Below are 12,335 nucleotides of genomic sequence, written 5' to 3' on the forward strand. Positions count from 1 at the left end.
CAATTTCAAGTCAAGGTTTACGCTTCAAGCCAAATAAATGATGCCATTCTGCCTGTAACACCATCTCGGCGATAGGAAAAAAACGATTCAGCATCGGTTAGCGTACAACGCTTATCGGCAAAGATGGTATTTATACCCAGCTTGGTTAATCTAAGTTTTGCCAGACCATGAAGATCGGCTAAGTATTTATCACTAAGATGTTCACTCGTTGGCACAAAACAATCTTGAGCTTCGGCGTGCTTTGCCTCAAATTGCTGCTTCACTTCAAAGCCAACTTCAAAAGCTTTAGCTCCAATAGCGGGACCTAAGTATGCGATCAAGTCTTGTGGGGAATGGCTAAACTTGTTGACTGCGGCTTCAATTATGCCATCACACAATCCGCGCCAGCCAGCATGCACTGCTGCGACTTCAGTGCCGCTTTTATCGCACAGCAAAATAGGCAGACAGTCTGCTGTCATCACCACACACACCTGGTTGCTATTATTACAATAGCTAGCATCAGCATGATGGGTTTGACTATTATCGGCATTTACAACGTTAATACTGTGAGTCTGTTCAAGCCAAGCAGGGCTTACAGGCAGGTTCAGACGTTGTTCGATGTTCTGTCGATTACGAGTCACACAAGTAGGTTCATCGCCAACATGTGCACCGAGGTTTAAGCTATCGTATGGAGGAAGACTTATCCCGCCTTGGCGAGTCGAGAAAGCCAGGTTTACTCCCTTAGGAATAAACCAAGCTTGTTTCTCATCGAAAGCATCTGTCATTAAATAACAGGTGGATTATCTATAGTATCTTGACGAAGTGCTTTAGTCAGCTTCACCATGTCTTCTGGAATAGGCGCGCGCCAGCTCATCACTTCACAAGTGAAAGGATGTGCTAGTTCAAGTCGAATCGCATGCAATGCTTGTCGTCTGAAAGCCATATAAGTTTCGAAAAAGTCAGGTGCAGCCCCTTTTGGAGGACGCGGTCGACCAGCATAAACAGGATCACCAACTAACACGTGGCCCATGTAAGCCATATGTACACGAATTTGGTGCGTACGACCCGATTCTAGACGAAGGCGCAAACGCGTATGCAGTCTGAACTTTTCAGCTACACGGTAATGCGTCATCGCAGGTTTACCATTATGCACTACAGCCATATGTGTGCGTTTAGTTGGATGACGATCGATAGGCTCATCGATGGTACCGCCAGCAATAATAGTACCTTGAACAATCGCTTCGTATTCACGCGTGATCTCACGAGCCTGCAGTGCAGTCACCAAATGAGTTTGCGCTTCAACCGTTTTAGCCACAACCATTAAACCTGTGGTGTCTTTATCTAAACGATGAACAATACCTGCACGCGGTACCAATTCGATACCAGGGCAATGATGCAGCAATGCATTCATTAAGGTACCGTCTTGATTACCAGCACCAGGATGTACAACTAGACCAGCTTGCTTATTGATAACCAAAATATGGTCATCTTCATAAATAATATCTAGGTCGATAGCTTGGGCTTTTGCGGATGTTTCCTCTTCCAGCGTCGCATCTACGACGATGTCCTGACCTTCCAGAACTTTCACTCTGGGTTTATCAGTAACAGTGCCATCAATGCTGACTGCACCGGACAGAATCCACTCTTTAATGCGTGTTCGCGAGTAATCAGGGAACAAATCAGCCAGAGTCTGGTCTAATCTTTGCCCTGATTGTATTGATGTTATCTCGCTTTTTAGTTTAATCTCTTGAGTCATATGAACCGTACCCACGTTTCGGGGTCCAAAAATGTTTACTATCTGTTACAATCGGATTGTTTCTATTTTATCGTAAAATGGAAAAATTCATAACTATAACTTTAAAAGAATCGAATTCAAGTATGCATAAATTTGCCAAAAGTGTTGCTGTAGTCCTAATTTCGCTTGCTGTTACGGCCTGTAGTAGTAAACAGGGCGAAGACCCTGCTATGATCAAAAGTTCGCCTGAAGTGCTTTATTCTCAAGCAAGAACCTCTATGGAGCTGGGGAATTACAGCAAAGCAGTTCGTTCTTTAGAAGCTTTGGATTCCCGTTTTCCATTTGGACCTCATAAAACGCAAGTCCAACTCGATTTAATATTTGCTTACTACAAGCTTGATGATCCAGCTTCAGGTATTGCTAACATCGACCGTTTTATTAGATTAAACCCAACACATAAAGACATTGATTACGTTTATTATATGCGCGGTCTTGTCAATATGCAGTCTGATCGTTACCTTTTTCACGACATGTTAAATATCGATAGATCTGATCGTGATCCCAAAGCTGCACAGGATGCATTTAAGGATTTTGACAGACTGATTAAGTCTTATCCAAACAGTAGCTATGCAGCAGATGCGCAAAAACGCATGCAACACTTAAAAAACAGACTGGCACTTTACTCGATCAAGGTAGCTGAATACTATATAAAAATGAATGCATGGAGTGCAGCAGCTATTCGCGCCCAGCTAGTGATGGAAGGTTACCCAGGTACACCGTCAACTGAAAGAGCCTTGGAGATCATGTCAGAAGCATATGGTGAATTAGGGCAAGATAAGCTTAAAGAGCATACACTTATGGTCATGCAAGCTAACTTCCCAAGCAATAAATTAGTCGCAAAAAAGTAATTCATAACAGTGTTTTATCACTCGTTATAGAAAATAAAGGCCTCAAATGAGGCCTTTATTTTATTACAATTGATTGACTAATGTTGATAAACAAACCCACCGTATAAGTATTTGGTCGCCTCAGCTCCCAATACCATCACTTTGTCGCCCTTTGCTAGTACGCCTGAATTGATAAGTCGAGATAAGCTTACCCATATTGCCGCCGATCCCAGGTTACCCAGTAATTTAGCATCATTGATAACACGGCTAGCTTCGATACCAAGTGCACCAGCTAATAACTTGTCAATATGACCATTCGCCTGATGAGGCAAAATAAAACGAAAATCATCAAGGTGGTGTCCTTTTGACTGCAAAGCCGCTAAACCAAGCTCAAACAACTGGCTTCCCTGCTTTCTTACTGCTGCTGTATTATGGTGAAAACGAGCCATCTGTTTATTGCCGACATCATTAGAGCCACCGTCGAGGTAGAAACCAGAATCTTTACCGACTCCTATATGGCCTAGATAGATATCAGAAATAATACCCGAGCGATCAATTGCTTGCTCAAGAGGTGCCACTACTGCCGCTGCGGCACCGTCGCCCATTTGCACAAAATTGACTAACTGCTCGGTATCGATGAATTGATTATCCATATCAAAATAAACCGACCCGGTCTCACAACCAATAATAGCCACTGGCTGTTGATTCACTGCACAAAAGCTCGACGCTATCTGCAGGCTATTTGCAAAACCAGTACAAGCTTGCCTTAACTCTAAATAGGGACCGTGATATTGCTGCTTATCTGCTATCCATGCGGCATTCGGTGGTACTTGAGTATGTGGTGTGCATGTATGGGAAAGTAAATAATCAAGCTGATGCATCTCAACCTTTGCCGCGGTAAGCGCTGCATTTAGTGCTTGTACACTCAACTCGATACTCGTCGGTGATGGCGCACTCGTAGCCACGCTAAGATCACGAGTCAAATGTCGCCCATCTATACCCATTCTACGAGCGATAGCTTTAGCTTTTCTCGCCGTCAGTAATCCGCATTTATTTTTGAGTTTCTCAAGCAGCACCTCATTATTAATGGTTGCATGAGGTAAGGCGTGAGCAATTCCTTTTAAACGCAGTGAGTGCTTAGCAAATTTTACCGCCATTTAGTCTCCAGTTTTTGATTCAACCTATCTAAACAGACCCCCATGGACTCAAACGCATCGCCTTGAGTCTGTAACAACTTCATTAAGTCTCTTAGTACATACTCATGTTGATAAGAAAACTGTTCCAACGTTGCCCCGAGTGCAAGTGCATGTTTACGGCTAACGTAAACATGCTTTGCTTCATCTTTTTTAATTAAACCACACAATTGTGAGAAACGATGTTCATCACCTAAATGACAATGCTCAAACGCTTGCATGATATGGGTGACACAGGTATCTAATATGGAAATTCGGACAAAGTGTTCACTGTAACTGCTAACCCGCCCCAAGTGAGCATAAAAGCGCTTTGCTTTTCTTTGCACTAGAGTAAATTCGGGCAATTGACTTACTGCAAGCGCCACATGCTGCAGCGCAATGTCATGACGGTGCTCGTCTGCTTCGACATCTTGTAAGCAGGCCACTAATGAATATTGCTGCTCTGAGGCTAAACGCTGGATCTCGCCGTTAAACACGAGTTGTGCCGACTGTTCACCGCATAGCAATAGCGGAAGCAAGCGACTCATTGCATCTGTTTGTATATCGCTAAACTGCACAGGTTTGTATTGAGCATCAGCAAGCCAGCGCATAATACGCTGACTATTCGCTGACAACGTAACTGGAAATCCCGTAGTAGCCTTAAGTGGGAAACAGCGAGTTAGCACCTTATTCTGCATGTTCTTTCCTTAACACCCAACGCTGATAAAGCACAGGCAACATCAACACATCAAAGCCCCAAGCAAATAACACCACTAAACAAGAGAGTAAGCTTAATTGAGAGATCGGCGTAAAATCAGACATCAATCCAATAGCAAAACCTAAGGCGATGGTTAGCGTGGTAAATGTAATCACTGGCAACACCTTACTCAGCGCATCCCACATCATAGCGTTATTGTTGTCACTACCATCCTTGCTCGGTAACTTAAGCATCAAATGTAAAGTATCATCGACAATAACCCCCAACATCATTCCCAATACAACCGCGGTACCTAGACTAATAAAGCCGCCATTGAGCTGCCATAGGGCAAACACCCACAGTAAGGGTAAGAAGTTAAGTAATAACCCCATCAAGCCAAAGATAAATGAACGTTTCAACATACTTAATAATGCAGCTAATGCCAGCAATGCTACCCCAAACGACATCAACATATTATTAGCATTATCGATACTCAGATGAGCAAATAGAAGGTTACTCCCAAGAGGCGGACTAACATCGACACTTCCAGCGTTGGTATCTAACCAAGTTTTTACTTTGGCTTCGAAAGCCACTAACTCCATCGCCGTCATTGGCACCAAATACAGGGTGACTAAGCTGGCATTTTTAAGCTGAGCTAGCTCGCTCTGCAACCGCAACTGTTCCACAGAGTTTTCAGATAACAATCGCTTAAATTGGTTCTGACCAATACCAGCACTTTTAACCCAATCGCCAAGGTGCTGAACCTTATTGACCTCAGCTTGTGCTTTTAAAAAACGAGCAAACTTATAGATAAACGTCAATTCAACCTTATCTAGCCGCACGCCCGATTTACTACTCACTACATAATGCTGCAAGTTTATTCCAGCAAAGTACTGCCGCATTTTTTGACTAGAGAGTGTGAAAGGATTATTAGATTCGAAGTAACCCAAAGGGTCATCATTGAGGGTTAATTTTGATACGCTCATTAGTGAAAGTATGCTCAACAGTACAATGCCAAAAATGACTGAATTTGGTCTTTTAACATTATTTTGAGCTAGTGATAGCACCGAACCAAAGTTTACCCCAATCTGTTTGGTTGGCTTAGAAAAACCGGCAAAGTAAATTAATGTTGTCAGACTTAATAGGTAATTACACAAAACGGCAAATGCCACCAACAAACCAAAGCTCTGTATTGGCGGCGATGGGCTAAACATTAATAAGCAGAAACCAAATATGGTGGTCAGGGTCGAGTAAAACAGTGGCGCTTGATTGACGCTCACACTTTGCTCTAGTGCTTGCAAGTTTGATTTGCCAAGCTTGATGGCACCTCGCCAAGCAAAATAGAGGTGAGACGCATACGCCAAAGCTAGTGTCACTATAATCACCGGCACAAAGGCACTAATTGCTGCCAACGTTAGTTGTAACCAAGCCGCCATGCCTAAGGTCAAAATAAGAGTGATGACACAATTAAGGCATAAGGCGGCAATCCACATTTTCTGCCTGATAAATAGCATCGCCATTAAAAATATAATGCCCAATAATGACGGTGCAAACCAAAGCAAGTCATGGCGCAATACTTTGGCGTACTGCCAATTTAATGCATGTGTACCATTAAGGTAGCTATTTACCTTCACTGGCTGCCAAAAGGCATGTGCTTCAGCATTGATGTCATCAAGGGTACTCATCAACCACAAACTACGTGTGGCAAAGGCTTTTGACTCAGCCTCGTTTAGTTTTAACTGTAACAGTATTGCTTGGCCATTTTCTGACAACACCGACGCCAACCGCGGGTGCTTTTTATAGTTAAGGATCCTCTCGGTTCTCGCATCGCCTTGAAGAAACTGATTGTAGCCCTGCACACTTAATACATTAGGATTGCCTTCCAACTGCTCTACAAAATTCTGAAGAGGCTGCGACAGCGCCACTTCTCGCCAATCTTGCTCCCTTTCTAGCAGCAGCCATAACTGGTCATGGCGATCAAAACTATTGTTCATCTGCTTAAACGCGACAAACTGAGGATCTGTCGGTGAGAAGTAATCACTAAAATTAACATCAAGGTTCAATCTATGCAGACCGAAAAGTGACAGCAGGCTCAGAAAGATGATACTGACAAATAGCGCTAATGGGTGACGCTGAACAGCCCAAACAGTACGAGTATGCAACCCCAAGCAGCTCTCCCTAATAATTCATTATTCAATGGTGTGTAGATACAAGACCGTTGAAACCCCAATAATATTCACATTTAGATAACAACACACCATATTAACCACACACTCTCACTTTTGACTAATTGTTCAGTTCTGCAGCTAAACGCTGGATAATTCAACGTGTAAACAAAAAAAAGCCCTATTTAGCAAAAATGGGTTGACTCAAATCGGTAAAAGCCTTTTAATAGCGCCCGTTGCCCGAATAGCTCAGTCGGTAGAGCAGAGGATTGAAAATCCTCGTGTCCCTGGTTCGATTCCGGGTTCGGGCACCAATATTTAGTTTAGGTGTAGCAACATTTAAACCAGAGTCTAAGGCAAGTTAAGACCTTAAGCACTCAACATCAAACCTCGCCTTGCGAGGTTTTTTTGTATCTGCTAGTTGCTAGTAAGCAGCATGATCTTGCTCAGAGCAAATATAGAAAACAAAAAGCCAGTCCCATTGAGACTGGCTTTTTAACATCAATTAAGTCAATGCCTCGACTATCGCCTATTTAAAGCACGCTATAGCTCACGCTGAAAAATAGCTCTCGACCCGGGCTATTGTAATTAGTCACTGAGACAATATCCTCATCAAACACATTATTGGCTTTTAAGCGCAGCTGCCAGTTGTCAGACACTTTATAACCAACACCCAAATCTAACTGATGATAAGCATCTAAATACTGCTCGTATCCCGCATAGCGTTTGCCTTGGTAGTGATAGCTAGCTAGCAGATCAAAATCTTGCCATTGGTAGCTTAAACTATAGTTAAATTCATTCTCACTGCGCCCTATAAGCGACTCTTCTGTCACTTTGTCTTCTGTATCAAGGTAGGTATAGGCAAATTGATGCTCTAGGCCAAATAACGAAAACTTGGTAAAGAACTCAACACCTGAAATTTCTGCATTGTTTACATTGGCTGGCTTCCAGATATCCCAACCATCATCATCAATTTCGCCAGTAGGCGCCCACGCAATCAGGTTATCAATGTCATTTTTGAATACGCTAACATAGGCACTAACAGTGTTACGGCTATAATTTAGCGTCAAATCATAGCTTGTCGATGTTTCAGATAGTAGATCAGGGTTACCAGAATCTGGCCAGTACAAATCATTAAAAGTAGGCACTTTAAACGCTGTTCCGGTAGTCGTTGATAAGCGCCAATGAGCATCAAACTGATACGCTAGACTGACGTTATAAGTAGTTTCACTTTCGATGCTTTCAACATCATCATAGCGAACCGCAACTTCAGCAAGTAACTGCTGCCACTGCTTAGCAATCAATATATACGCGCCAAGAGTATCTCTTTCATCCTGAGCATAATCTCCAAGCACCGCCTCATTTGACCAATCTAGTCCACCGTTAAGGTTTAGGCCGTCAGCAACAAGGTACTGATTGCTCCAGCTAACTTGCTTACGCATCGTTTCAAACTCAGCAATAGCTAAATCTTTATTATCACCACGAAAATTCTCGTTATAATCTCGAGACTGATTGACCGATAATTTACTGGTCAGTTTTTCGCCGCTGTATTGTGTTCCTAAATTCCAAATATAGTTGGCAAAGTCAGACTCATCTGCCCCGCCACTGCCATATTTGTCATCGTACTGTGTATTACCCTTATCGTATTGGCCACTCCACAATGCTTGCCATTGCTGAGTCAGCGCCTGTGAACCTTTGAGTGTTATCGAGGTACGGCTATAACCGTCATCATCATTCTCTGCGTCCACACCTTGATAAACATCATAGCCATTTGATTGCTCACGGTTCACAGATAATGTGCTGCTGCCCTCACCATGTTCCATACCAACACCGGCAGAACCACGAATGTAATCGTTACTGCCATATTCAGCACCAACATACCATTCATCATTTTTAAGTTGGCGAGTAAAAATCTGGATCACTCCACCGATTGCATCGCTGCCCCAAACTGACGCTCTTGGACCTTTCAAAACTTCAATACGCTCAATGCTTTCTGGAGACAAGCTATTGAAACTCACGCTACCCAATGTCGCAGAACCGACCTTAACTCCATCGATAATCACTAAAACGTGGCTTGAATTTGTCCCACGTAAGCTAATAGAAGTATTTTGTCCTGCACCACCATTACGCGCAACACTAACGCCTGGCAGCGCTTCTAATACATCTGCGACTGACTTGGGATTAAGGCGTTCAATCTCTTCACGCTCAATGGTATTAATAACCGTAAGCTGCTGATCGCTAGTTCGATCGAAACGAGTGCCAGTCACAGTAATAATGTCATCGATAGTAACTGATTGATTAGATTCTGCTGCCATTGTTGGCAATGCAGTTAAGCTGAATACGCCGCTGATAAGCAACGCAATTTTAGATGGTTTAGTACCCATTTACCCTTGACTCCTAAAGGAAAACGGGGCAATGCGTCACGAAATGACAAAGGGTTAAGCGCCAAGACTCCATCGCTACATTTGCACATTATCGCACTTCGAGATCTGCCCGCCGAAATCATCGAAATCACTTTACGGGCCGGTCTCCGGACTTAGGTTCTATACCGATTTGATTATCGATATGCGAGTACAAGCTTTAATACGCCTGTCTCTCACCATTCACCGTTGCGGGGGCAGTGCCAGAATTTAACTGACTTCCCGATTATCCTTACCCAACAATTAAGCTGAAAGTGAAGGCACCAATAAAGTTGACTAGTTAGTTATTTTTTAATTTTTTGTACCCAGTAATAACATCCGTTGTTACTGAACCCGCGCATTATAGACGTCTATACGGTTAAAAGTCTAACTTATCAAAAAGTGATTTGTTCTAGCTTAGATGACAAATATTGAATCGTGGCTTGGGGTTGATAAAGAAAAAGCAGCGGGCTAACGATAAATACAGGCTAATCCTTTAGTCTGAGCTATTCATACTATTTTAGAGATCCTGCAAGGTAGGAGATACATTCTGTACATTAAGATGTGATAACAGAAACAATTAGCTCAGTGCCAGTGTTATAAAAATGCCACTGAGCGCAATCAGTTAATTTAACTTAAAAGGCGTTATCGCTGACATAAACTCACGATAATTAGTTTTTTCAAGCGGTGCTGATGTTGAAGTAAACTCCCTTCCCCTTATAGACTTATGAATAAGGTAAAGATCTTCTTCTCCTTTTACCGCAGTGTAATGGCCGATTTCACCTAGATGTTCTGGCTCTTTATACACATTGGCAGGTAACTCATTGAGATGAGTATTGGGCATTCGAGTACACCCCATAATCGCACTGGCCGTCTGATGATCATTAATGAACTCATCCTCGACACGTTGATACAACACCTCACCGTGGCAGCTCTCACGATAAGTTTCTGCCATCGTATCGAGAAAGTCCACCGGCTCAATATTGTCAGATAAACCTTTGAAACCTTGAATGCACACCATTGAGGCCCAATTGCGTAACTCTTCATTTTTAGGTAGGAATTCTGCGGTAAACATACCATGCTCTAAATGTGAGAAAGCTAACTTCCAACCATTAGGGAGGTAAAAGCTGAGTTTTTGGCTAAAAATAGGCAAGCGTTTAGATATTTTGTCTATCGTCATATCTACATCGTCAGATGCATACAGATTCAGACAAAAGCTGAAATTAAAAAGTACTGAACAGGAAGCCCAATAACAGAGCTGACTTACTTTCATACCGTTACAATCCTTGTTTAGGGTATTAATTAGCGCCATTCTATCGTTACTCACCATAAAGTGGTACATAAAAGATTATCTGTAGCAAAAAAACAATCCTCGTCCCTAAGGCATAACGACCAACGCAATCACAATCACAATCACAATCACAGATGTTACAACCAAGTAAACCAAAAGCAATTACTTTACATTTAAACTTGCATCTTATGATTACATTTGTAATCCTAAGTGAAATTACAAATGTAATCGAGGCTATTCATGAAAGAGATAAGTAATGCAGAGCTCAGTGTGCTCAATATTCTTTGGCAAAATTCGCCAATGAGTGCCAGTGAAGTGGTCGCACAATTGGCACAAAGTAATGACTGGCATGAAAAGACCATCAAAACTCTGCTGAATCGACTCGTTAAAAAACAAGCAATTGGATTTGAGAGACAGGGGCGTTCGTACTTATACCGGCCTTTAATTGATCAAAGTGACTATCAACTAAAGGAGAGTGAGTCCTTTATTGAAAGGTTATTCTCCGGTCGAGTAGCTCCTTTGGTAGCGGGTTTCGCCCGTGAAAATAAGCTGAGTTCCGAGGATATTGAGGAGTTACAACAGCTAATCAATACCTGGCAAGAGGAGAATCACTCATGATGCTCTGGCTCTTGCAACAAACTGTGTTGCTCAGCTTTGTTTGCGGCATATTACTAGTTGGACATAGTGCTTTTCAAAAACACCTAGGTGCCCATAAGACCTATTCTTTATGGATGATGCTACCACTGGTTTTAATCAGTTCAGTGTTAGCCAATTATTTGCCTAGCAACTTTTTACCAGTGCAATCAAACCAGATAGCGTATTACAGTATCAAAGCGGGCAAAGCGATAACTCAGAGTGAGTCTACTTGGTACAGTCAAACGCTAATCGCTATTTGGGTGCTAGGCTTTATCCTTATGAGTCTGACATTATTTCTACAGGGGACATATCTGAAGAAGTTACTGCTAACCGCTAAAAAAGTAGAAAAGTTGGATTCATACTTACCCACCTATAGCCACCCAAAGGTGCTATCGCCAATGTTAGTCGGTTTTTTTAATCCCAGAATTATCCTTCCGACTAACTTTCTCAGCCTTAGCCAATTAAAACAGCATTCAATTATCGCGCATGAGCAGTACCACCATAAGCGATTCGATCTACCCTGCAATCTTTTAGCCTACGGGATCTTGACCATTTTCTGGTTTAACCCACTCTTTTGGCTAGCCTATCGACGATTTAGAGATGACCAAGAGTTAGCCTGTGATGCAGAGGTTACTGAAACACTCAATAAGGAAGAGAAAATAATTTACAGCAAAATGCTTTTAGCTTACTCACAACAAGCTAATCACGGACTTTTGCACACACACTATGGAAATAAACACATACTCAAGGAGCGTATAATGCAAATGAAAACCCGACAGAAAGGCCAAAGTGGATTGGCAGTATTGGGACTCACAATTACACTTGGTTTAAGCAGTCTTCTACTCAATCAACAGGTGCTAGCTGGTGATGATAAGGGTAATGATATTCACCCGGTGATTAGAATAGAACCGGTATATCCAGCTGCCGCAGTAAAAGCTAACCAGAATGGTTTTGTGGTATTGCAGTTTGATATTAGCCCACAAGGCGAAGTTAATAATATCAAAGTGATCAAATCTTCGCCGACTGCTATGTTTGATGCATCTGCGACCGAAGCACTTAAAAAGTGGCGTTACAAAGAGTCTAAAACGGGTGCTAAAGGCTCAATGGTACAGCTCGACTTTGTTATTGAAGCACCCACAAGTGATATTGAACGGATCAAAGTGACCTCGAAATAAGCTCTGGCTTAGGGTCAATGACAATAACATAGACCAATTAGCTTATCGGCTAATGGAGTTTATCAAACAAAGAGCCATGTCGCTCTTTTTGTCGTTGAAAAACAATTAACTTTCTATGGCCGAATGACTTTCCATCAAACCTCAACTAGCACAACTGGATAGTCGCATTGACTAAATTCCACCCATAAAAAAACCTAGT

Annotated in this window: 10 protein-coding genes, 1 tRNA gene and 1 riboswitch; of the genes, 4 read left to right on the forward strand and 7 right to left on the reverse strand. The window is 42.3% G+C overall.

Annotated features, from left to right (window positions below):
• Positions 1-17: 17 nt before the first annotated feature.
• Both pgeF and rluD read right to left on the reverse strand, forming a co-directional pair.
• Positions 18-764, reverse strand: coding sequence for a peptidoglycan editing factor PgeF (gene pgeF, locus JK628_RS17415; RefSeq protein ID WP_202286207.1), 747 nt, complete (start codon positions 762-764; stop codon positions 18-20).
• Positions 764-1,735, reverse strand: a complete 972-nt coding sequence (rluD, locus tag JK628_RS17420; RefSeq protein WP_202286208.1) for a 23S rRNA pseudouridine(1911/1915/1917) synthase RluD — start codon at positions 1,733-1,735, stop codon at positions 764-766. Before rluD ends, pgeF begins: the two co-directional genes overlap by 1 nt.
• Before the next feature lie 122 nt (positions 1,736-1,857).
• On the opposite strand from rluD, the gene JK628_RS17425 reads away from it, so the two are divergent.
• Positions 1,858-2,622, forward strand: a complete 765-nt coding sequence (locus JK628_RS17425; RefSeq protein WP_202286209.1) for an outer membrane protein assembly factor BamD — start codon at positions 1,858-1,860, stop codon at positions 2,620-2,622.
• Between the two features lie 77 nt (positions 2,623-2,699).
• Here the strand turns inward: JK628_RS17425 and JK628_RS17430 are convergent, their stop codons facing one another.
• From JK628_RS17430 to JK628_RS17440, 3 genes are read right to left on the reverse strand one after another with little or no spacing between them, the layout of a single operon-like run.
• Positions 2,700-3,758 (reverse strand): 3-oxoacyl-ACP synthase III family protein, encoded by a 1,059-nt coding sequence (locus tag JK628_RS17430; RefSeq protein ID WP_202286210.1) that lies wholly within the window; start codon positions 3,756-3,758, stop codon positions 2,700-2,702.
• The gene (locus tag JK628_RS17435) at positions 3,749-4,471 is read right to left on the reverse strand and encodes a hypothetical protein (protein ID WP_202286211.1); all 723 of its coding nucleotides are present in this window, start codon (positions 4,469-4,471) and stop codon (positions 3,749-3,751) included. The genes JK628_RS17430 and JK628_RS17435 overlap by 10 nt, the downstream gene beginning before the upstream one ends.
• The gene (locus tag JK628_RS17440; RefSeq protein WP_237524045.1) at positions 4,461-6,638 is read right to left on the reverse strand and encodes an efflux RND transporter permease subunit; all 2,178 of its coding nucleotides are present in this window, start codon (positions 6,636-6,638) and stop codon (positions 4,461-4,463) included. Before JK628_RS17440 ends, JK628_RS17435 begins: the two co-directional genes overlap by 11 nt.
• A 235-nt stretch (positions 6,639-6,873) precedes the next feature.
• Between JK628_RS17440 and JK628_RS17445 the strand changes: the two genes are divergently transcribed.
• Positions 6,874-6,949, forward strand: a tRNA-Phe gene (locus JK628_RS17445).
• A 219-nt stretch (positions 6,950-7,168) separates the two neighbouring features.
• On the opposite strand, the gene JK628_RS17450 is transcribed toward JK628_RS17445, so the two are convergent.
• Together JK628_RS17450 and JK628_RS17455 are read right to left on the reverse strand one after the other, a co-directional pair.
• Entirely contained in the window at positions 7,169-9,019 is a 1,851-nt protein-coding gene (locus JK628_RS17450; RefSeq protein WP_202286212.1) for a TonB-dependent receptor domain-containing protein, read from the reverse strand.
• A 120-nt stretch (positions 9,020-9,139) separates the two neighbouring features.
• Positions 9,140-9,338, reverse strand: a riboswitch (cobalamin riboswitch).
• A 321-nt stretch (positions 9,339-9,659) separates the two neighbouring features.
• Positions 9,660-10,307, reverse strand: coding sequence for a hypothetical protein (locus JK628_RS17455; RefSeq protein ID WP_202286213.1), 648 nt, complete (start codon positions 10,305-10,307; stop codon positions 9,660-9,662).
• A gap of 258 nt (positions 10,308-10,565) precedes the next feature.
• On the opposite strand from JK628_RS17455, the gene JK628_RS17460 reads away from it, so the two are divergent.
• The gene (locus JK628_RS17460) at positions 10,566-10,943 is read left to right on the forward strand and encodes a BlaI/MecI/CopY family transcriptional regulator (RefSeq protein WP_202286214.1); all 378 of its coding nucleotides are present in this window, start codon (positions 10,566-10,568) and stop codon (positions 10,941-10,943) included.
• A complete protein-coding gene (locus JK628_RS17465; protein ID WP_202286215.1) occupies positions 10,940-12,136 on the forward strand; it encodes a M56 family metallopeptidase in 1,197 nt (398 codons plus the stop codon). The genes JK628_RS17460 and JK628_RS17465 overlap by 4 nt, the downstream gene beginning before the upstream one ends.
• Positions 12,137-12,335 lie beyond the last annotated feature (199 nt).

Origin of the sequence: Shewanella sp. KX20019, assembly GCF_016757755.1 — a bacterium.
Lineage (GTDB): Bacteria > Pseudomonadota > Gammaproteobacteria > Enterobacterales > Shewanellaceae > Shewanella.

Excerpts from the sequence above, each read along its gene's own strand:
- pgeF (WP_202286207.1), bottom strand. The coding sequence starts at position 764 with ATGACAGATGCTTTCGATGAGAAACAAGCTTGGTTTATTCCTAAGGGA.
- rluD (WP_202286208.1), bottom strand. The coding sequence starts at position 1,735 with ATGACTCAAGAGATTAAACTAAAAAGCGAGATAACATCAATACAATCA.
- JK628_RS17425 (WP_202286209.1), top strand. The coding sequence starts at position 1,858 with ATGCATAAATTTGCCAAAAGTGTTGCTGTAGTCCTAATTTCGCTTGCT.
- JK628_RS17430 (WP_202286210.1), bottom strand. The coding sequence starts at position 3,758 with ATGGCGGTAAAATTTGCTAAGCACTCACTGCGTTTAAAAGGAATTGCT.
- JK628_RS17435 (WP_202286211.1), bottom strand. The coding sequence starts at position 4,471 with ATGCAGAATAAGGTGCTAACTCGCTGTTTCCCACTTAAGGCTACTACG.
- JK628_RS17450 (WP_202286212.1), bottom strand. The coding sequence starts at position 9,019 with ATGGGTACTAAACCATCTAAAATTGCGTTGCTTATCAGCGGCGTATTC.
- JK628_RS17455 (WP_202286213.1), bottom strand. The coding sequence starts at position 10,307 with ATGAAAGTAAGTCAGCTCTGTTATTGGGCTTCCTGTTCAGTACTTTTT.
- JK628_RS17460 (WP_202286214.1), top strand. The coding sequence starts at position 10,566 with ATGAAAGAGATAAGTAATGCAGAGCTCAGTGTGCTCAATATTCTTTGG.
- JK628_RS17465 (WP_202286215.1), top strand. The coding sequence starts at position 10,940 with ATGATGCTCTGGCTCTTGCAACAAACTGTGTTGCTCAGCTTTGTTTGC.